Origin of the sequence: Lichenihabitans sp. PAMC28606 (assembly GCF_020616535.1) — a bacterium.
In the GTDB taxonomy this organism is placed as follows: Bacteria; Pseudomonadota; Alphaproteobacteria; order Rhizobiales; family Beijerinckiaceae; genus Lichenihabitans; species Lichenihabitans psoromatis.
The window spans coordinates 1,942,164-1,960,876 of sequence record NZ_CP085136.1 but is presented as its reverse complement, the minus strand read 5'-3'; the positions used below and the strand labels follow the sequence as shown (position 1 = coordinate 1,960,876).

Here is an 18,713-nt window from a genome sequence, read left to right as displayed (position 1 = left end):
GGCGCAGCCAAGGCAGTCAAACCCGCTCAACCATCGCGCAGCCACGATAGGATGACCGCAATCGAGATCATGTGAGGCGATCAGACCGTGGGAGAGCGTCGTCTCAACGTAATCGCAAGCTTTATGACGGAGCTTACAGGTTGCGGCGCGGCAAGCCGTCTGGACCTGTCTCATGCTCAAAATCGCAGCGGCGTTCTTCGGTAGCCTTACTTTGGCGTGGATTATCGGTGTCATCGGAACGGTGCTGTTCCTGCATTCGTTGCTCGACCGGGCGCGCCTGCGACGGGACCGCCGTCAAATTGATGCCGCCCAGGACAAGCTGACCGACGATATGTTGGAAATCCGCTCGGCCGGCGAGGCTCGCTCGCGGGCCGAAGCGTCGACGCAGGCGAAATCCCGTTTCTTGGCAACCGTCAGTCACGAAGTCAGGACGCCGCTGAACGGCATTCTCGGCATGGCCGAATTGCTTGGCGCAACGCCGCTCGACCCCGAACAGCAGGCCTATGTCGACGCGATTCATTCCTCCGGCCGCGCGCTGACGTCTCTGATCGACGAGGTGCTTGATCTGTCGCGGATCGAGGCCGGCAAATTCGAACTCACGCTCGCGCCGTTCGAGGTGCAGGCCTTGGTCGACGACGTGGTCGAGTTGCTTGGTCCGCGGGCTCAGGAACGAGGCCTCGAGATCGCGGCTCACGTCGAGCCTGGCGTGCCATCCATGCTGGTCGGCGATGCCCCACGGTTGCGGCAGGTCCTCATCAACCTTGCCGGCAATGCGGTTAAATTCACCGAAAAAGGCGGGGTTGGGGTTCGGGTCGCCGCTGCGGCGGATGGCGCGTTCACCTTCACGGTGGCCGATACCGGTCCCGGTGTGCCGGCTGACCGGCGTTCCGCCATCTTTGAGGAATTCGAGCAGGGTCCCGCCTCGCGTGCGGGACGTAGCGGTGGCACGGGCCTCGGCCTGTCGATCGCCCGCCGGTTTGTCGGGTTGATGGACGGCGGCTTGACGCTGTCAGATCGTCCGGGCGGCGGAACCGTATTCGGCTTCACGATCAAGCTTCCGATCGCCGATGTGACCACCGAGAACCGCACGATCACCTGGCCCGACCTCAAGGGCACGACGGCGCTCATCGTTGCCGATTCGCCGTTTCAGGCGCCGTTCCTGGCGCAAAACCTCGGAGCGGCTGGCGCCAGGGTGACGATCGTGTCCTCTGTGGCCCAGGCGCTGCCCCTGATCCGGGCCGATGCGCCGCTCGATCTTCTGCTGGTCGATTGCGGCTTGGGCCAGGAGGCGACCCATCGCTTGGCCGATGCCTCCGTGGCGGCCCATGTGGCACGGGGCTTCCTGCTGTTCTCCCCCTTCGAGCGGCGAGCCTTCGGTCAAAAGCTCACGGCCATTTTCGACGGTTGGCTGGTGAAGCCGGTCCGGGCACGCTCGCTTGCCACACGATTGGCCGCGACCGGAGATGCCGCGTCGGTTCCTGAGGCCCCCAGTTCTCCGCTCGCTCCAACGCCGCCAGCTTCCGTCGAGGATTTGCGAATCCTGCTGGCCGAGGACAACGAACTCAACACGCTCGTGATGTTGAAAATGCTGGATCGCATCGGCGCGGAGGTCACCCATGTGGCGGATGGCGCAGTGGCGCTGAACGCCGCGCTCGCCGCCATGCGGGGTGAGACCAAGCCGTTCGACACGATTCTGCTCGATATCTCCATGCCGGGTCTCGATGGGCAGGAGGCGGCTCGTCTGCTGCGCCGGGCCGAACAAGGCGCAGGCGCCTCGCCGACCCGGATCGTGGCGCTGACCGCCTATGCGTTCGAGGATGATCGCCAAGCTTGCTTCGACGCGGGCATCGATGAGTTCCTGACCAAACCGATCGACCTCGCCCGATTACGCGCCGCGTTGCGCCCGGCCGAGCAAAAGCCCGTCGGAGACCCAGAGCCGAGCCAAGCCGCGATCTGACGGCCGTAGCCATTCGTTCGACGGATGGGATGAATGCAGCTTGGTGACGCGGCGCTCGCCTGCATCACGCGCAATTCGCCCGATGCGACGGCACTCTCGGCGGCCTCGTCATAAAAGCTTGGCGGAATCGTGATGTCTCAGAGGAGCTTTGGCTTGGCTTTTCACGCCCCCAGGATTTAACGCGATGTTCCATCCGCATGGTGTGACCTCCCCGTCGGCACCAATTGCATGGGCAGGAAGCCGTTTCCGCGCGTGGAACGGGTTGCGTCGATGGCCTGACCTGCAGGGATCGCTCGGTCGCATCGGGTCGCTCGAAGTTCGGCTCGCGGCCAGCAAGAAGGACGTCCGTCGCGCCCAGCGTGTCCGCTATCGCTCCTTCTACGAGGAAGGCGGCGCCATTCCGGACCGGACGACGGCACTCACACGGCGCGACCGCTGCGCCTTCGATCGAATCGCCGATCATCTGCTCGTTGTCGATCACGCGGCCCTCAACAAGTTCGGTGTCGCGCGGCCGAAAGTGGTCGGCACGTATCGGCTGTTGCGGCAGGATGTGGCGCAGCGCCACGGCGGCTTCTATTCCTCACGGGAGTTCGACATCGGCCCTTTGCTGGCCCGCCATCCGGGCAGCCAGTTTCTGGAATTGGGCCGGTCCTGCGTCCTCCCGGTCTATCGCACGAAGCGAACGATCGAGCTGCTCTGGCGCGGCATCTGGGCTTACGTGCAGCATTATCACGTCGATGCCCTGATTGGCTGCGCCAGTCTCGAGGGCACCGATGTGAAGGCTCTGGCGATGCAGTTGAGCTTCCTGCATCATCACGCGTCGGCGCCGCCCGAATGGCACGCCCGCGCCCTTCCGTCGCGCTATGTCGCGATGGGGATGCAGGCCAAGGAGAGCGTCGATCCCCGTCGGGCGCTCGCGTCGCTGCCGCCCCTGGTCAAAGGTTACCTTCGCTGCGGCGCGACCTTCGGGGAGGGGGCCGTCGTCGATCATCAATTCGGGACGACGGATGTCTTCGTGGTCATGCCGATCGCGCAGATCGCCAGCCGTTATTCCTCTTTTTTCGGAGGAGAAACGGACGCGCCGGCGCAGCAACGCGACGCCGCCTAAATCAAGCCTTGCCGGCCATCGAGATGGCCCCGTCAGAGTCTGACAATCAGGCGAGCCAGCCCATGGCCGAGCCGGCGAGCAGCACGATGCCGATGAAGATGCGGTAGACCACGAAGGGCCATGTCGAGAACCTCTCGAGAATTCGCATCAGCAGGAAGATGGCCAGAAACGCCGAGATCGAGCCGACCACGAGCCCGACAGCGAGAATCGACCAGCCATGCGCGTCGAGATGCGCCTTATGCAACTCGTAGAGTTCTTTGAGCCCCGCGAGCGCGATCGCCGGCAGGCCCAGCAGAAACGAAAAACGCGCGGCCTCTTCCCGTTTCAGATCGAGGAAGAGAGCTGCGGTCAATGTCGACCCCGAGCGTGAAACGCCAGGGATCAGCGCACCGATCTGCGCGATCCCGACCACCATAGCGTCGAGAAGCGTGATGTTGGCCAGAACGCGCCTGTGCCGGCAGTAGAGCTCGGCAACCGCCAACAGAATGCCCATGACGATGCAGGACAAGCCGATGACCTGCAGACTGCGCAAGGACGATCCGCAGGCATTGAGACGAGACGAGAGCGCCAAGCCCGCCAGCACGATCGGGATCGTGGCGAGCACAATCCACATCGCGAAGCGAAAATCCCAGGCTTGGAAGTCGCCGCGCACCGCCGCCGAAACAGATCCGCCGACCAGCCCGCGCACGTCTTTCCAGAAATAGCAGACCACGGCCGCGAGGGCGGCCAGTTGCATGGCGGCCGAGAAGGCCGACCCCGGATCCTGCCAACCAAGGAGGGAGGGGACGATCCGCATATGCGCCGTCGACGAAATGGGCATCAGTTCCGTCAGGCCCTGGACAATGCCCAGAAATGCGACGCGGGCATAACCGAGACTGACGAACCCCGTATCGAGGCCCGCGGTGCATGCGTCCGCCATGGAAGATCCTTCTGATCGGCCGACTTGGTTGAGATCAATCCCGCGACGACGCGTCGTCGGCGAATCGAAACGCAACCTGTTTGCCGCAAAAGGGTTCAGGACGCATTAAACAAGTTGCCGGTCGTCAGGGATGCCGAGGGACCCCGGCGAGGTTCCGGCCATCGTGACCCGTGATCAGCACCGGCACGAAGCTCCCGGCCTTTAGGGCAGCGGCTGCCGCATCGGTCGGGGCACCGACGCGCACGCCGGTAAAATCGGCCTCGCGGCCTTTGCCACCGCGTTCCATGAGCACCACGGTCGTTCGGCCGATTTTCGCGGCCAAGTGACGATGGAGCGCTGCATCACCGACCGCGCGGAGGGCGGCGGCGCGGTCCCGAGCGATGTCGCGCGGGACTTGTGGCATGCGGGTCGCCGGTGTGCCGGGCCGTGGCGAATAAGGAAAGACGTGAAGATGCGTCAGCCCGCAATCCTCGATCAAGGCCATGCTGTCGGCGAAGTGGGCCTCGGTTTCGGTCGGAAATCCGGTGATGATATCGGCGCCAAACACCATGTCGGGCCGCAGCGTTTTGAGCTTTTGGCAGAACGCGACCGCGTCGCCGCGCCCGTGCCGCCGCTTCATGCGCTTGAGGATCAGGTCAGAGCCCGATTGCAGCGAGAGGTGAAGATGCGGCATAAACCGATCCTCGTCGGCGATGACGGTGATGAGGTCGGGATCGGCCTCGATGCAATCGATCGAGGATAGCCGAAGGCGCGGCAGGTCTGGCAGGGCGGCGAGCAGCGTCCGCACCAGTGTTCCGAGCTTTGGTTCGTCTGGAAGATCGCTGCCGTAAGATGTGATGTCGACGCCGGTCAAGACGATCTCGCGGATGCCGTTTTCCAGCATGGTTCGGGCGCGCTCGAGGATCGTGGCGGGTGCGATGGAGCGCGACGCTCCACGGCCGAATGGAATGACGCAGAACGTACAGCGATGATCGCAGCCGTTCTGAATTTCGAGAAATCCTCGCGTGTGGATCGTCTCGATCGGCGCGGCCACACCCCTGACGTTCGATGCGGTTGCCTCCGTTGGCGGAAGGCCCGACCACGTGGCGAGAGCGGTTTTGGTACTGTTGGCCACGACATGGGTGACTTCCGGCATCGCCGAAAATCCATCCGGATCGATCGCTGACGCACATCCGGTCACGACGATTGGACGCTCGGGATTGTCGCGGGCGAGCCGTCGAATGGATTGCCGCGCCTGTCGCACGGCCTCTGCCGTCACGGCGCAGGTGTTGACGATCGCGAGATTGGCGTGACCGGCTCGCGACGCGCTCGACCGCATGGCATCGGATTCGACGATGTTGAGGCGGCAACCGAACGTCACTACCTCGACAGAGGCGCGAGAGCGCGCGTCTCCCTCGATCGCCGTCAAGCCGTCGGATTCCGGTCGACCAGACCCCGATGTTCGAGCTCGACCGCCCCGGTCATCACGACGTGCTGGTCGGTATCACGCCACTCGATCGTCAGTGTTCCGCCCGGCAGCACCACATCGGCGCGCCGCAAGACACGATGGCTACGCACCGCCGCAACCAATGTCGCACAAGCAGCCGAGCCGCACGCCTTGGTCAAGCCGGCACCGCGTTCCCAGACATCGAGGTGGATCAAGGTGGGCGACATCACACGGGCGAAGGAAATATTGGCGCGGTCCGGAAACATCGGATGATGTTCGAGGGCGGGGCCGAGCGTCGCGAGCGGAGGCGGCGGAGCATCGGGGGCGATCCAGAACACTGCATGGGGGTTGCCCATGCTCACAGCCGACACCGGTCCGAGCGCCTCAATCCAGGCCGAGGTCGGCTCCAGGGCAAAGGATGTCGTGTCCTCAATCGCGTCACGCAACGGAATATCATGCCATCCGACATGCGGGACCCCCATGTCGACCGTGAAAAGGCCGTCCCGCTGGCGCCTGCAGACCAACTCGCCCGCAACCGTTTCAACCGTCACAGACTGGTCGTCGCTCCCCTCGAGCAGGAACCATGCGACGCAACGCGTGCCATTGCCGCAAGCGCCCGCCTTTGACCCATCTTGGTTGAAGATATCGACGAAGGGCGGACGTCCCGCGCCGCGCCCATCCCCGATCGCCATCAATTGATCGAAACCGAGCCCCGGTCGAGCGCCGAGGGATCGCGCCGTCGCCTCGTCGAGCGCTGCATGGCCGCGTGTGTCGACGACCAGGATCGAGTTGCCGATTCCGTTCATCTTCGCGAAGCGCAAAGGCGCATCGATCGCTGCAGCGGCTGATGTCATGGTCGGGCCATATAGGCGATTTGCCTGTCGCTCGCCAGGGCCAAGAATCAACCAAGCGCGACGGCCTCGTCTGGTGACGCGGCGCAAAGCTGGTATAAGAGCCTGATGCGAGGCGTAAGCTGAGCCTTTGGCGGCGGGCTGATTTCTGATTTGGCCGGACCCCCAAGGATGTCGGAATCGGGAGCGTAGGATGACGGTTAGTGGTGCTGCCGGGCGGATCGCCAGGATCGGTTTTTGCACGATCATCCCGATCGTTCTGAGCGGGTGCGGTGGGACGAGCGGCTTCGAGCCGAAGACCTCCGATAACGGCACGATGCTGGGCAACCTCATTGCGTTCAATAACTTGAACGTGGGACCGGCGAAGCCGGCCGCAATCGAGGAAAAGCTCGAATGTCCGAACGTCGAGGTACTGGACGGCACGGCATCGCTCCGGACCTATGCGGGCGCTGACCAATCCAATGCGTCGGTCAAATATCAATATTCGCTTGGCGACGTCGTTCGCGAATGCTCGCACGTCGGCAGCAATCTTGTGCTGAAAGTCGGGCTCGAGGGGCGTGTATTGATCGGCCCGGCCGGTACGGCTGGTTCGTTCACGGCGCCGATCCGCATCGCGATCCGTAACGAAAAGACCCAGCAGGTCATCCTTTCGAAGTTCTATCGCATTCCGGTGACGGTACCGGGAGGCCAGAGTCAGGGAGACTTTTCTCTTGTGTCGGACCCGATCGCGGTTCAGTTCGTCTCGGCGCAAGCACAGGAAGACTACACGGTCGTGGTCGGCTTCGATGAAAAAGGCACCGGCGCCGCACCGATCGCCAAGAAAAGTCGGCGGCACATGCGGTAACGCGCTCGCGTCAACCCACCGGAACAGGGCCCCGTTAACGGCATCCGCTTCAAGGCGTCAGAATGTCACTTCTGTTCGCTTGCGCCGGAACCATATCAAGGTCTACGCTTTGACATCGCGACTGTGCGCTTGAGAGGGTAGACGAATGGACCACACCAATCACCGCCGTCCCGCTCGCGCGATCGCGGTTGCGGCATCTCAGAATGCTACCGATCGCGTCGCAAACGCCGGACGCGTTATTCTGGCTCTCCTCGGCTCGGTCATTCTGCTTCAGGCAGCGGTGACGGCCTATCACGCAGCGCCGCTTTTGCAGCCGTGACGTTTCTGTATTCTGATGAGCGAAAGCCGGCCAGTTGGCCGGTTTTTTTTTTATGGGGGGCGAGGCCCCAGACCCAGCGTTAGATTCCGCTGGCTCGTCGATCAGTTGAGCTTGGCGCGAAGCCGGCCGATTTCCGCATCGACCAAATGAGCTGCCCCGGTTCCTTGAGGATCGGCCTTAAAAACCCGCGCCGCGATCGCAACCGCAGCTTCAGCCGCCGCCGCGCGCACGTCGGCCGCGGCTTGACTCTCCGCCATGGCGATCTTGGCCTCGGCTTGTTTCGTGCGTCGTGCCACGAAGTCGACAAGACGGGCTTCGGTTTCGGTTGCCAACATGGCGGCTTCGTCACGCGCCTGGGCAACGATCGCGGCCGCTTCGACCTCGGCCTGTTCGGCCTTCCGCTTAAAGCTTTGCAACACCGCATCGGCCTCGTCGCGAAGACGTTTGGCTTCGGCCAGTTCAGCCCGGATCTTATCGGCGCGTCCGTCCAGCGCGGCGCTGAGTTGTTTGTGCACGCCGAGATAACCCAGGCCGAGCACGAAAACGATAAAGCCGATGGCGACGTAGAATTCAGCGTCGAAATGCATGGTGATCCTGCCTCAGTTCGGCTTGGCGGCGGCAGCCGCCACGGCCTCGGCGCTTGGAGCCGTCCCGGTCAGATGCTGGACGATGGCGGATGCCGTGTCCCGCGCGATCGTTTCGACATTGCTCATCGCGCGCGTTTTGGTCTCGTTGATCTGAGCGTCGGCCGTCGCGAGCTTCGCATTCAGGGCCGTCTCCAGCGCATGACGCTTCGCCTCGGATTCGGCATGGAGCGCGTCATGAGTTTGCTGAGCCATCGCCTGGGCGCGGCCTTTGGCATCCGCAAGGGTCTTGTCGTAGGAGACGCCGGCTGCGTGAGCCTGATCCTGCATGGACCTCGCGTCGGAGAGGTCGCCCTCGATCCGGCCCCGGCGGGCTTCCAAAATATTCTCGACGCGCGGCAGAGCGATGCGGGACATCAGCCAGTAGAGCGCGCCGAAGATGATCACGAGCCAGATGATCTGCGGGACGAAATTATGTGCATCGAATGGCGGAAAAACCCCGACCTGATGCCCTGCGTCGGGATTGTTCACGATGCCGGCGGGCAGAGACTCTGAGGAGACGGGGACGGCCATGGAGGTCCTTCGATGATCCGGTGGTCGGAGGAGTGCGACATCGCGTGCTTGGCAACAGGGTGCCACGACGCACGATCCGATAACGCGAAAGGGGCCGACACCCCTTAGGAGCGTCGGCCCAAAGCGTCGGTGTTACTTCACGAACAGCAGCAGGATCGCCACCAAGAACGCGAAGATGCCGAGACCTTCGGCCAGCGCCGCGCCGATGAAGGCCCGGCCAAATTGAGCGTCGGCGGCCGAGGGGTTACGCAGCGCGCCTGTCAGGAAGCTGCCGAAAATCGTACCGACGCCGATGGCGGCGGCGCCCATGCCGATGGCCGCAAGACCCGCGCCGATAAATTTGGCGGCGTCCATGTAGCTGGCAGCAAGTTCTCTGGCGGTTGTGGGATCCATTTGAAACTCCGTTCGGATGGTAGATCGGGCAACGTTTGTTGTTAGGATCTTTATCAGTGGCCCGGATGGATTGCGTCGTTCAGGTAGACGCAAGTGAGGATGGCGAAAACGTAGGCCTGCAAAACCGCGACCAGAAGTTCAAACGCCGTGAGCACGATGATGGCGAGCATGGGCAAAGGCGCGATCAGCGCCGCGGCGCCGCCGGCACCCAGCAGCAGGACCACGAAGCCGCCGAAAACTTTCAGGGTGATGTGACCCGCCAGCATGTTGGCGAACAGGCGAACCGATAGCGAGATCGGCCGCGCCACGAAGGAAATCACCTCGATCAGGATGATGAACGGAAGAATGAAGATCGAGACGCCCGAGGGGGCGAAGAGATTCAGGAAATGCGTGCCGTGTTTGAAGATGCCGTAGGCGATCACGACCGTCATGACGAGCGCCGCGAGCGCGAAGGTCACGACGATTTGGCTCGTCACCGTATAGCTGAACGGCAGCAAACCGAGGATGTTGGCGAACAGCACGAACATGAACAGGCTGAACACGAAGGGGAAGAACCGCATGCCTTCTTCGCCTGCCGTGCCACGCACCGTGTCGGCCACGAATTCATAGGACATCTCGGCCGCGGCCTGGAGCCGGCCCGGCACCATCGACCGACGCGACGTTCCGACGATCATCAGGATGGTGACGAGGCCGAGGATGATCACCATCAAGAGCGACGCATTCGTGAAGGACGCATCGATGCCGAACGGATGCAGCGTGAACAGCCGCTCGATATTGAACTGATGGATCGGATCGATCGCATTTTCCGGCACGCCGAAACTCCCAAACGTCGATGCATCGTTACCGTTGCCCGACCTGCAAAAAGTCCATGGGCTCGCGCCCACTCACGTCTACAAACGGGCTCAACCCGCCTTAACCCAACTTCGAAGCGGCTACTTGCCGCCCGTCTTCGTCGCCACGCGATAGACATTCCAGAACCCGGCCGCTGTGCCAATCGCGACGAACGCGATCAGTGCCGCAGGCGATGAACCAACCCATCGATCGATCTGCCACCCGATGACGGCCCCGACCACAACCGCCGCAGCAAATTCCGAGGTCACCCGGACGCCGAGACTGATGGCCTGTCCCATGCCGTTCGCCGAGGGACCCGACCCGGATGAGAGGTCTGGCTTCTTCGGTGTGTTGCGCGACAAATCCCGCGACAAGTCCGACAGACGGGTCCGCATGGCGTCATCGTCATGCAAGCCCCGATGATCGTCGGGTTCAGCCACCGGATGTCCTCCCAACCACGCCCATGTTTTTAGCTAAAGTCGACATCCAACCCAAAGTGCAGTCGGACGGGCATTCAGCAGCATTGTCTTAACAGGCGTCAGAGCGTCGCGATCTTCGACACTCCTCCGCTTCGGGCGGCAACATATGGACGGACAATAGGCATGTCAAGAAAGCCAGTATGGTCGTAAACCTTTGAATAAATTGAGTAATCGACTTATGTCCGTGGATCTGTGGCGAAAACTGCACAGGCTGTTCCGAATTTGGCCAGATTTTGAGCGGCGGTGATCTCGTGGATTCCGATTGGCTGCGTCGCGCATGTGGTCCTAAGGTTCACACGTCCATGGAGATCGTCGATGCTGTTTTGGCTGTTCGCGCGCGTCCGCAAGCCTGTGTTCGGTCTGCTTGTCGCTCTGTCGATCGATCCGGTCAGCGGCGCCCTCGCGGCGCCGAGCCTCAAGGCAGGTGTCGTCGCGCTGGCGCTCTGGAGCCAACAAGGCGTATTTCTCTCCGAAGCCAAGGGCGCCGCGCATGTGCTGGCGGCGCGCTATGGCCACGGCGGCCCGGTCGAGATCCGCTCCAACACCCGAAAGGGTTTTGCCGCGGGTCCGGTCGGCATGGTGCTCGCCATTCGGAGCGCCGAACGCGGCCTCGATCCAGCGCGCGATGTCCTCTTCGTGGTCCTGACCTCGCATGGTTCGCCACAGGGCATCGCCGAGAAGGGCGGCGACCAGGAAGGTATTCTGCCGCCGGCCGCGCTCCGGCGGCTGCTCGCTGCGAGCAAGATCCGCCGCAAGGTTCTGATCGTGTCGGCGTGTTTTGCGGGCGTTTACACGTCCTTGGCCGATCCGGACATGGTGGTGATCACCGCGGCCGATGCCGATCATCCCTCCTTCGGGTGCCAGGCCGGTGCACGATGGACCTATTTCGGCGATGCTTTCTTCAATCAGGCGCTGCGCCAATCCTTGGCTGGCCGGGAGCCGCTCGACCGCGTGTTCGCCCATGCGGCCGAACTCGTGCGAGCCCGCGAAGTGAAGGACGGCTTCGATCCGTCGAACCCGCAGATGGCTGGTGGCGCCAACGTGCTCAGCGCGCTCGCCGCACCATAGTCGCCCAAGGCCCGCGAAAGAGTGTTGCCAAAAGCGGTGTTGCGGCTATAAACACGTCCCTTCGAACCGTCCGGCTCATCAGGGCTGCCGTGGCGATTCCTTCGCTCGTCCAAAAACGAACGATACTCGCGTCCCGCTGCCATCCGGTGGTGAGGCTCGCGTCCTATGTGGAGAGAGCAAATGCCCAAGCTGAAGACGAAGTCAGGCGCAAAAAAGCGCTTCAAAATCACCGGAACCGGCAAGGTCGTTTATACGCAAGCCGGTAAGCGCCATGGCATGATCAAACGGACCAACAAGCAGATCCGCAATCATCGCGGCACCAACGTGCTCTTCAAGAGCGATGGTGACAATATCATCAAGTATTTTCTGCCGAACGGCTGATCGCAGCCGACCCAATCCGTTTTTGATCGAGGATAATTTCCATGGCACGTGTTAAACGTGGCGTAACGTCTCACGCCAAGCATAAAAAGGTTTTCGAGGCCGCCAAAGGCTTCTACGGCCGTCGCAAGAACACCATCCGGATCGCCAAGCAGGCGGTCGAAAAGTCGATGCAATATGCGTATCGCGACCGGAAGAACAAGAAGCGCACGTTCCGCGCCTTGTGGATCCAGCGCATCAACGCGGCTGTCCGCGAATTGGGCATGCCCTACAGCCGCTTCATCGACGGCCTGGCTCGCGCCGGTATCGAGATCGACCGAAAGGTCCTCTCCGATCTCGCGATCCACGAACCCGAAGCCTTCAAGGCCATTTTCGAGAAGGCCAAGAGCGCGCTTCCGGTCGCGGCCGCGAACTAAGAAGACATTTGGTCGGGGCGGCCCGAGGCCGGTCCGGCCTTCGGTTCTGACCGATGCACGATAAGCGCGGCCCATTCGAGGCCGCGTTTTGGTTTTTGTCCAGAAACGGCCTTCCGATGTCCAACGTGATCGAACTCGAGGGTCAGGTGCTGGCCGAGGTCGCCGCCGCGTCGAGCGAAGCGGCTCTCGATGCCGTCCGGGTCTCGGCTCTTGGCAAGAAGGGTCGCGTTTCGGCGCTGCTGGCGACGCTCGGAAAGATGTCGCCGGACGAGCGGAAAACGCAAGGCGCGGCGATCAATGCCGTGAAGGACCGCGTCACCGAGGCTCTTGCGTCGCGGAAGGCCGTGCTGGCCGAAGCCGCCTTGACGGCGCGCCTGTCGGCTGAGCGGGTCGATGTGACCCTGCCGGTGCGCGATACTGCGGTGAACACCGGCCGCATCCATCCCATCACGCAGGTGACGGATGAGCTGACCGCGATCTTCGCCGACATGGGCTTTTCGGTGGCCGAAGGCCCCGACGTCGAGACCGACTTCTTTAATTTCACCGCGCTGAACTTCCCGCCCGGCCACCCGGCGCGCGAAATGCACGACACGTTCTTCTTCTCGCCCGATGCGAACGGCGACCGGAAGTTGCTGCGGACTCATACCAGCCCGGTGCAGATCCGGACCATGATGGGCGGCAAGCCGCCATTCCGCATCATCTGCCCAGGCCGAACCTACCGTAACGATTCCGATCAGACCCATACGCCGATGTTCCATCAGGTGGAGGGGCTGGTGATCGACAAGACCGCCAACCTCGCCAACCTCAAGTGGATCCTGCAGGAGTTTTGCAAGGCGTTCTTCGAAGTCGATACTGTGAAAATGCGGTTTCGTCCGTCGTTCTTCCCGTTCACCGAGCCCTCGATGGAGGTGGACATCCAATGCTCACGGCAGGCCGGAGAGATTCGCTTCGGCCAGGGTGAAGATTGGCTCGAAATCCTCGGCTGCGGCATGGTCCACCCCAATGTGCTCCGCCATTGCGGCATCGACCCGGACGAGTATCAGGGCTTTGCCTGGGGCATGGGCATCGACCGGATCGCGATGCTGAAATACGGCATGACGGACCTACGCCCGTTCTTCGACGGCGATGTGCGCTGGCTTCGCCATTATGGGTTTCGGCCGCTCGACGTGCCGTCGCTCGCTGGCGGGCTCAGCGGGTGAGGGGAGAGCAGGGCCAGCGTCTGCCCAACCTCATGCCGACCCGCCTCTTCCGTCCCGTCTTGCTGAAGTCAGTCTCATGAAATTCACGTTGTCCTGGCTCAAGGACCATCTCGACACGGCGGCTTCGCTCGAGACGATCGTCGATAAGCTGACGCAGATCGGGCTCGAGGTCGAAGGGGTCGACGATCCAAGCGCGCAGCTCAGCGGCTTCGTCATCGCCCGCGTCATCGAAGCCGTCCAGCATCCGAATGCCGATCGGCTGCGGGTCTGTTCGGTCGATACGGGGTCGGGGACGCCGGTGCAGGTCGTCTGCGGTGCGCCGAACGCGCGCACCGGAATGCTTTCGGTCTTCTCGCCCCCCGGCACCTTCATTCCGGGCAAGGGCATCACGCTCGGCTCGGGTGTGATCCGGGGAGTCGAGTCTAACGGCATGTTGTGTTCGGGCTCCGAACTCGGCCTTTCGGACGATCACGACGGCATCCTCGATCTGGCCGCCGATGCGCCTGTCGGTCAGCCTTATGCCACCTGGGCGAAGCTCGACGATCCGGTCATCGACATCAACCTGACCCCGAACCGCCCCGATGCGGCGAGCATCCACGGCATCGCGCGGGATCTCGCGGCGGCCGGCCTCGGCACGGTGACGACCGCGCCTGTTGCGCCCGTCGAGGGGGCATTTCCGTGCCCCGTCACCGTGTCGCTCGATCTTTTGGACGGCGACGCACATCTCGCGCCGGCCTTTGCGCTGCGCCTCGTCCGCGGCGTCAAGAACGGCCCTTCGCCGGAGTGGATGCAGCGCCGTTTGCGCGCGATCGGGCTTCGGCCGATCAGCGCTCTCGTCGATGTCACCAACTACATCACCTTCGATCGTGGCCGCCCGCTCCACGTCTTCGATGCCAACAAGGTGCAGGGCACCCTGCGGGTGCGTCGCGCCGAAGCGGGCGAGACGATCGTCGGGCTCGATGGCAAGACCCATGCGCTCGACGCCACGATGGTCGTGATCGCTGACGATCGCGGTCCGGAATCGATTGCCGGCATCATGGGCGGCGAGGCTAGCGGCTGCGACGAGCATACCACCGACGTTCTGATCGAAAGCGCCTTGTGGGACGCGGGCAATATCGCGCAGACCGGCCGTAAGCTCGGCATCAACACGGATGCGCGCTACCGCTTCGAACGCGGGGTGGATCCCGCCTTCTGCGTCGCAGGCGCCGAATGGGCCACGACGCTCGTGATGCAGCTCTGCGGCGGCACGCCATCCGATCTCGTCTTGGTCGGCCGCGTGCCTGACCCGAACTTGCGGATCGATTTCCCCTGGTCGGAGGTCAAGCGCCTCACGGGGCTCGATCTGCCGCAAGCCACGATGCGCGACAGCCTCGAACGGCTCGGCTTTTCGGTCGAGCAGACGAGCGAGACGGCCGCGAGCGTGCGGGTCCCGACTTGGCGTCCCGATGTGGCCGGCAAGGCCGATCTCGTCGAAGAGGTGCTTCGTCTGGCGGGGCTCGATCACGTCGTCCCCGTGCCATTGCCTCGGCTGGTTCCAGGCGTGCCGAAGCCCGTGCTGACGCTTCTGCAGCGCCGGACGCGGCTGGCCAAGCGGACGCTCGCCTCGTGCGGGCTGCTCGAGGCCGTGACGTGGTCGTTCGTGTCGAAGCAGCGCGCCACCTTGTTCGGCGGCGGCTCGGCCGCCCTGGCGCTGGCCAACCCGATCGCGGCGGACCTCTCCGACATGCGCCCGAGCCTGCTGCCGGGCTTGATCGCGGCGGCGCAACGAAACGCCGATCGCGGCATCGGGGATGTCGCCCTGTTCGAGGTCGGTCAGATCTTCCTGGGCGATGGTGAGACGGACCAGCGGTTCGCGGCCGCTGCGGTCCGTCGCGGCACCGCGAAGATCGGCGGCGCGGGCCGCCATTGGGCCGCTGCCAACACGCCGGTCGATGTCTACGACGCGAAGGCCGACGCTTTGGCGCTGCTGGCGAGCCTGGCCATCCCGGCGGCCAGCATCCAGGTCGTGCCCGGCGGCCCCGCCTGGCTCCATCCGGGCCGTTCGGGAACGCTGCAACTCGGTCCCAAGACTGTCATTGGATCGTTCGGCGAACTGCATCCCGCCGTTCTGGACGCGATGGGATGCGCGGGACCCGTTGTGGTGTTCGAGATCGTGCTCGACGCCTTGCCGCCGCCGAAAGCCAAACCCACCAAGGCGCGCGGCAAGCTCGATCTGCCCGACCTGATGCCGGTCGAGCGAGATTTCGCGTTCTTGGCCGATGAGGCTGTCGCGGCTTCCGACATCCTGAAGGCCGTGCAGGGCGCCGACCGTGCCTCGATCGTGGATGCCTCCGTGTTCGACGTCTACCGCGGCGCGGGTGTGCCGGAGGGCCGGAAATCGGTGGCGATCGCGGTCACGCTTCAGCCGCGCGACCGCACCATGACAGAGCAGGATCTCGAGGCCATCAGCCTCAAGATCGAAGCGGACGTGCTCAAAAAAACCGGAGCGTCCCTGCGACGCTGATCCAAGCCCGACCGCCTCATCGACGGTCGGCGTCTTTCAGACTCGCGGCACGAACGGCGCCGCATCCGGCGACAGGATGCCCTTGAGCCGCGGATCGTCCGTCATCTCGATCTGCATGCGAAACGGCACGAAACCGTTTCGCATGTAGAAGCGCACGGCGCTTGGATCATCCAAGGTGCAGGTGTGAACCCAAAACCGCCGGATCGGCTTCGCCCACGCGCGATCGATGGCCTCCGACATCAACCAACGCCCGATGCCTTGGCCTGAGAGTGGAGCGGCGATCCCGAAATAGGCGATCTCGCAGGTGTCCGCCTCGCGGAAATCGAGTTCGAGAAGACCCTGATCGACACCCTCGATCTCGACCGCATAGACCGCGACGGCGGGGTCGGCGATGATCTGAGCCAAGCCAACGTCGTCGCGTTCGAGACGATCGTGCCAGAGCCAGTTCTCGCCGACACGCCGGAACAGCCCGCGATACCAATCGGGTTCCGGATCTGCCACGTGCCGCAGGCAAATGCCGGGCGGCGCCGGCAGCACGGTCATGTCCGGCCGTGCCAACATTTCGAGATTGGTGACCACACAGACGATCTTGCCGGCTGGAACGTCGGTGAATCCATCCGATAGGATTGGGCCGCTCATGGCATCAGTTGTCCGCCGTTGACCTCGATGATCTGCCCGGTGATGTAGCCCGACATCGCCTCCGAGGCGAGGAAGAGATAGGTGCCGACGCAATCCTCCGACGTGCCGACAAAGCCCATCGGGATGGTCTTGCGCTGCTGCTCCATCTGCTCGTCCGACGTGTAGCGCTCGTGAAACGGCGTTGCGATGACGCCCGGCGCGACGGCGTTGACGCGGATCTTGTCGCCGACGAATTCCTTGGCGTGACCGCGCGTGATGGTCGAGACGAAGCCCTTCGAGGCCGCGTAGAGGATCGCGCCATTGCCGCCGCCGTTGCGGGCCGCGATCGAGGTCGTATTGATGATGAACCCGCCGCGCTGTTTCAGGAACGGGTGCGCCGCACGGGTCGCGGCCAGCACCGACCGAGCGTTGAGGTTCATCACCTTTTCATAATGCGCATCGGTCATGTCGGCGGTCGGGACGCGGCCGAGCATGCCGCCCGCGTTATTGACAAGCCCATCGAGGCCGCCGAGCGCCTTGGCGGCCTCCTCGACGACGCGTTCGGTCTCGCCTTCTTCCGACACATCGCCGCGAATCAGGACGGCGGTCCCGCCGCTCGTCTCGATCTCCTGCTGCAGCCGTTTGGCGTCGTCGGCGCTGGCATTATAGTGCACGCCGACCTTAGCGCCCTGCTGCGCGAAAGCGCGGGCAACGGCCGCGCCGATGCCGGTCGAGGCGCCGGTGATCAGAACCGCCTTGCCGGCGAGGTCCGGAATGCGAACCATGGCGATCGGATGGGTGTGTGACGCGTCTGCCTGTTGAGCCATTGTTTCCTCTTGTCCGTATGGGCGCCGCGCGGCTTGATCTTGACCGTGGCGTTTGCGCTTGCCGCGTCGGAGCGGTAAACCACAACGCGGTCGATGGGATCAGGATGCCGCGACATGGGCCGGGCCACAACCCCGTCATCCGTCGTGGCCTCGCAAGGCGCGACGCGTCGATCGGGGCGAAGGTCTAGACGACCCGCTTAACGCGAAGGATGCTGATCGGTGAAGCGCGCATAGCCTTCGTGGCCGTATTGATCCTGCTGGTCGGGGTGATCGGCGGGTTGTCGTTCTTCCAGTTCGTTTTCAAGCCGCAGATGATCAAGACCATCATCGGTGGTATGAAACACCCGGCGACCTCGGTCGTCGTGGGACAAGCCACGACTGAAAGCTGGGTAAGGCGCGTTCCCGCGATCGGCAGCTTCAAGCCGTATCAAGGCATCGATCTGGCGGCCCAGGTCGGCGGCATCGTTCAGACGATCCGCTTCGAGTCCGGGCAGGAGGTCGCCAAAGGAACCGTGTTGGTAGACATCGATTCCTCGACCGAACAAGCCGATCTCAAGGCAGGTCTCGCGACCATGCGGAACGCGGATCTCGCGCTGTCGCGTCAGCAGGAACTGATTTCCGGTGGCAATACGAGCCGGGCAACGGTCGATTCTGCCCTGGCGACCCGCGACACGGCTGCCGCCAGTGTCGACCGTTCGAAGGCGATCATCGCTCAGAAGACCCTCGCGGCCCCATTCGCTGGGCGTCTCGGCATCCGCAAGGTCGATGTCGGGCAGTATCTGTCGCCGGGAACCGCGATCGTGACGCTGACGCAGCTGGACCCGATCTACGTCGATTTCCCGATCCCCGAACAGGCCTTGTCGCTCGTTTCGACGGGGCAGACGATCGACGTCGCGGTCGATGGATTTCCATCCGACAATTTTGCGGGTGTGGTGAAGTCCATCGACAGCCGCGTCAGCACCGACTCGCGCAGCGTGATCGTTCGGGCGGAGGTTGCCAACAAGGATAAGCTGTTGCTGCCGGGCATGTTCGCCAACGTGTCGGTTCTGTCCGGCAAGGCGCGCGACGTCGTGACGGTTCCGAAGACCGGCGTCACCTACTCGCTCTATGGCGATAGCGTCTATGTGGTGAAGCCTGCCCCCGTTGCGGCCGACAGCGGTTCGGCTCAGGCCGCGACGCCGCCCGCCGCCACCTCGCCGTCTGCACCCATCGACCCGGCCGCGGACCTGATCGTCGAGCGGCGTTTCGTGCGGACCGCCGAAGCGCGGGGCGACCGGATCGCCATCACGGACGGTCTTCAGGCCGGCGACACGATCGTGACGGAGGGTCAGATCAAGTTGCAGCCGAACGCACATGTGACGATCGAGACGACAGGCGGCCTGACGCCGCGCGATACACTCCCTCGCCAGTAACGTCCCGC

General features: G+C 63.6%; 20 protein-coding genes. 10 read left to right on the top strand and 10 right to left on the bottom strand.

Going from position 1 to position 18,713, the window contains the following annotated elements:
* Positions 1–172 precede the first annotated feature (172 nt).
* On the top strand, positions 173–1,957 hold the full coding sequence (locus tag LGH83_RS09310) for an ATP-binding protein (RefSeq protein ID WP_227401542.1): 1,785 nt from the start codon (positions 173–175) through the stop codon (positions 1,955–1,957).
* Positions 1,958–2,219: 262 nt separating this feature from the next.
* Positions 2,220–3,065 (top strand): GNAT family N-acetyltransferase, encoded by an 846-nt coding sequence (locus tag LGH83_RS09305; RefSeq protein WP_227401541.1) that lies wholly within the window; start codon positions 2,220–2,222, stop codon positions 3,063–3,065.
* Positions 3,066–3,111: 46 nt separating this feature from the next.
* On the opposite strand, the gene uppP is transcribed toward LGH83_RS09305, so the two are convergent.
* The 3 genes from uppP to dapF all read right to left on the bottom strand — a co-directional run bounded on the left by uppP (position 3,112) and on the right by dapF (position 6,264).
* A complete protein-coding gene (uppP, locus tag LGH83_RS09300; protein WP_227401540.1) occupies positions 3,112–3,984 on the bottom strand; it encodes an undecaprenyl-diphosphatase UppP in 873 nt (290 codons plus the stop codon).
* Positions 3,985–4,108: 124 nt separating this feature from the next.
* The gene (gene mtaB, locus LGH83_RS09295) at positions 4,109–5,302 is read right to left on the bottom strand and encodes a tRNA (N(6)-L-threonylcarbamoyladenosine(37)-C(2))-methylthiotransferase MtaB (protein WP_413771149.1); all 1,194 of its coding nucleotides are present in this window, start codon (positions 5,300–5,302) and stop codon (positions 4,109–4,111) included.
* Positions 5,303–5,388: 86 nt separating this feature from the next.
* Positions 5,389–6,264 (bottom strand): diaminopimelate epimerase, encoded by an 876-nt coding sequence (dapF, locus tag LGH83_RS09290; RefSeq protein ID WP_227401538.1) that lies wholly within the window; start codon positions 6,262–6,264, stop codon positions 5,389–5,391.
* A gap of 190 nt (positions 6,265–6,454) precedes the next feature.
* Between dapF and LGH83_RS09285 the strand changes: the two genes are divergently transcribed.
* Both LGH83_RS09285 and LGH83_RS09280 read left to right on the top strand, forming a co-directional pair.
* Positions 6,455–7,105, top strand: coding sequence for a hypothetical protein (locus LGH83_RS09285; protein WP_227401537.1), 651 nt, complete (start codon positions 6,455–6,457; stop codon positions 7,103–7,105).
* Positions 7,106–7,250: 145 nt separating this feature from the next.
* The gene (locus LGH83_RS09280) at positions 7,251–7,424 is read left to right on the top strand and encodes a hypothetical protein (protein WP_227401536.1); all 174 of its coding nucleotides are present in this window, start codon (positions 7,251–7,253) and stop codon (positions 7,422–7,424) included.
* Between the two features lie 101 nt (positions 7,425–7,525).
* Here the strand turns inward: LGH83_RS09280 and LGH83_RS09275 are convergent, their stop codons facing one another.
* The 5 genes from LGH83_RS09275 to LGH83_RS09255 all read right to left on the bottom strand — a co-directional run bounded on the left by LGH83_RS09275 (position 7,526) and on the right by LGH83_RS09255 (position 10,245).
* Complete coding sequence (locus LGH83_RS09275; protein ID WP_227401535.1) at positions 7,526–8,011, bottom strand: ATP F0F1 synthase subunit B; 486 nt, start codon at positions 8,009–8,011, stop codon at positions 7,526–7,528.
* A 12-nt stretch (positions 8,012–8,023) separates the two neighbouring features.
* Positions 8,024–8,581 (bottom strand): F0F1 ATP synthase subunit B', encoded by a 558-nt coding sequence (locus LGH83_RS09270; protein ID WP_227401534.1) that lies wholly within the window; start codon positions 8,579–8,581, stop codon positions 8,024–8,026.
* A gap of 132 nt (positions 8,582–8,713) precedes the next feature.
* On the bottom strand, positions 8,714–8,974 hold the full coding sequence (locus tag LGH83_RS09265) for a F0F1 ATP synthase subunit C (protein WP_413771128.1): 261 nt from the start codon (positions 8,972–8,974) through the stop codon (positions 8,714–8,716).
* Between the two features lie 53 nt (positions 8,975–9,027).
* Positions 9,028–9,786 (bottom strand): F0F1 ATP synthase subunit A, encoded by a 759-nt coding sequence (locus tag LGH83_RS09260; RefSeq protein ID WP_165490983.1) that lies wholly within the window; start codon positions 9,784–9,786, stop codon positions 9,028–9,030.
* 120 nt (positions 9,787–9,906) lie between these two features.
* On the bottom strand, positions 9,907–10,245 hold the full coding sequence (locus LGH83_RS09255; RefSeq protein ID WP_227401533.1) for an AtpZ/AtpI family protein: 339 nt from the start codon (positions 10,243–10,245) through the stop codon (positions 9,907–9,909).
* A gap of 354 nt (positions 10,246–10,599) precedes the next feature.
* Here LGH83_RS09255 and LGH83_RS09250 point away from each other — a divergent pair, with 354 nt between their 5' ends.
* The 5 genes from LGH83_RS09250 to pheT all read left to right on the top strand — a co-directional run bounded on the left by LGH83_RS09250 (position 10,600) and on the right by pheT (position 15,848).
* Positions 10,600–11,352, top strand: a complete 753-nt coding sequence (locus tag LGH83_RS09250) for a C13 family peptidase (RefSeq protein ID WP_227401532.1) — start codon at positions 10,600–10,602, stop codon at positions 11,350–11,352.
* 180 nt (positions 11,353–11,532) lie between these two features.
* The gene (gene rpmI, locus LGH83_RS09245; protein WP_131113164.1) at positions 11,533–11,733 is read left to right on the top strand and encodes a 50S ribosomal protein L35; all 201 of its coding nucleotides are present in this window, start codon (positions 11,533–11,535) and stop codon (positions 11,731–11,733) included.
* A 41-nt stretch (positions 11,734–11,774) separates the two neighbouring features.
* Positions 11,775–12,146 carry a 50S ribosomal protein L20 gene (gene rplT / locus LGH83_RS09240; RefSeq protein ID WP_227401531.1) on the top strand — a complete coding sequence of 124 codons (372 nt, stop codon included), beginning with the start codon at positions 11,775–11,777 and terminating at the stop codon, positions 12,144–12,146.
* 116 nt (positions 12,147–12,262) lie between these two features.
* A complete protein-coding gene (gene pheS / locus LGH83_RS09235; protein WP_227401530.1) occupies positions 12,263–13,345 on the top strand; it encodes a phenylalanine--tRNA ligase subunit alpha in 1,083 nt (360 codons plus the stop codon).
* A gap of 76 nt (positions 13,346–13,421) precedes the next feature.
* Positions 13,422–15,848, top strand: a complete 2,427-nt coding sequence (gene pheT / locus LGH83_RS09230; protein ID WP_227401529.1) for a phenylalanine--tRNA ligase subunit beta — start codon at positions 13,422–13,424, stop codon at positions 15,846–15,848.
* 36 nt (positions 15,849–15,884) lie between these two features.
* On the opposite strand, the gene LGH83_RS09225 is transcribed toward pheT, so the two are convergent.
* Together LGH83_RS09225 and LGH83_RS09220 are read right to left on the bottom strand one after the other, a co-directional pair.
* Positions 15,885–16,487, bottom strand: coding sequence for a GNAT family N-acetyltransferase (locus tag LGH83_RS09225; RefSeq protein WP_227401528.1), 603 nt, complete (start codon positions 16,485–16,487; stop codon positions 15,885–15,887).
* The gene (locus LGH83_RS09220; RefSeq protein ID WP_227401527.1) at positions 16,484–17,293 is read right to left on the bottom strand and encodes an SDR family NAD(P)-dependent oxidoreductase; all 810 of its coding nucleotides are present in this window, start codon (positions 17,291–17,293) and stop codon (positions 16,484–16,486) included. The genes LGH83_RS09225 and LGH83_RS09220 overlap by 4 nt, the downstream gene beginning before the upstream one ends.
* A gap of 209 nt (positions 17,294–17,502) precedes the next feature.
* Here LGH83_RS09220 and LGH83_RS09215 point away from each other — a divergent pair, with 209 nt between their 5' ends.
* Positions 17,503–18,705, top strand: coding sequence for an efflux RND transporter periplasmic adaptor subunit (locus LGH83_RS09215; RefSeq protein ID WP_227401526.1), 1,203 nt, complete (start codon positions 17,503–17,505; stop codon positions 18,703–18,705).
* The last annotated feature ends 8 nt before the right edge of the window (positions 18,706–18,713 follow it).

Bases quoted from the DNA above. Each gene is read 5' to 3' on its own strand.
- LGH83_RS09310 (WP_227401542.1), top strand. From the start codon at position 173: ATGCTCAAAATCGCAGCGGCGTTCTTCGGTAGCCTTACTTTGGCGTGG.
- uppP (WP_227401540.1), bottom strand. From the start codon at position 3,984: ATGGCGGACGCATGCACCGCGGGCCTCGATACGGGGTTCGTCAGTCTC.
- mtaB (WP_413771149.1), bottom strand. From the start codon at position 5,302: ATGCGGTCGAGCGCGTCGCGAGCCGGTCACGCCAATCTCGCGATCGTC.
- dapF (WP_227401538.1), bottom strand. From the start codon at position 6,264: ATGACATCAGCCGCTGCAGCGATCGATGCGCCTTTGCGCTTCGCGAAG.
- LGH83_RS09285 (WP_227401537.1), top strand. From the start codon at position 6,455: ATGACGGTTAGTGGTGCTGCCGGGCGGATCGCCAGGATCGGTTTTTGC.
- LGH83_RS09280 (WP_227401536.1), top strand. From the start codon at position 7,251: ATGGACCACACCAATCACCGCCGTCCCGCTCGCGCGATCGCGGTTGCG.
- LGH83_RS09275 (WP_227401535.1), bottom strand. From the start codon at position 8,011: ATGCATTTCGACGCTGAATTCTACGTCGCCATCGGCTTTATCGTTTTC.
- LGH83_RS09270 (WP_227401534.1), bottom strand. From the start codon at position 8,581: ATGGCCGTCCCCGTCTCCTCAGAGTCTCTGCCCGCCGGCATCGTGAAC.
- LGH83_RS09265 (WP_413771128.1), bottom strand. From the start codon at position 8,974: ATGGATCCCACAACCGCCAGAGAACTTGCTGCCAGCTACATGGACGCC.
- LGH83_RS09250 (WP_227401532.1), top strand. From the start codon at position 10,600: ATGCTGTTTTGGCTGTTCGCGCGCGTCCGCAAGCCTGTGTTCGGTCTG.
- rpmI (WP_131113164.1), top strand. From the start codon at position 11,533: ATGCCCAAGCTGAAGACGAAGTCAGGCGCAAAAAAGCGCTTCAAAATC.
- rplT (WP_227401531.1), top strand. From the start codon at position 11,775: ATGGCACGTGTTAAACGTGGCGTAACGTCTCACGCCAAGCATAAAAAG.
- pheS (WP_227401530.1), top strand. From the start codon at position 12,263: ATGTCCAACGTGATCGAACTCGAGGGTCAGGTGCTGGCCGAGGTCGCC.
- pheT (WP_227401529.1), top strand. From the start codon at position 13,422: ATGAAATTCACGTTGTCCTGGCTCAAGGACCATCTCGACACGGCGGCT.
- LGH83_RS09225 (WP_227401528.1), bottom strand. From the start codon at position 16,487: ATGAGCGGCCCAATCCTATCGGATGGATTCACCGACGTTCCAGCCGGC.
- LGH83_RS09220 (WP_227401527.1), bottom strand. From the start codon at position 17,293: ATGGCTCAACAGGCAGACGCGTCACACACCCATCCGATCGCCATGGTT.
- LGH83_RS09215 (WP_227401526.1), top strand. From the start codon at position 17,503: ATGCTGATCGGTGAAGCGCGCATAGCCTTCGTGGCCGTATTGATCCTG.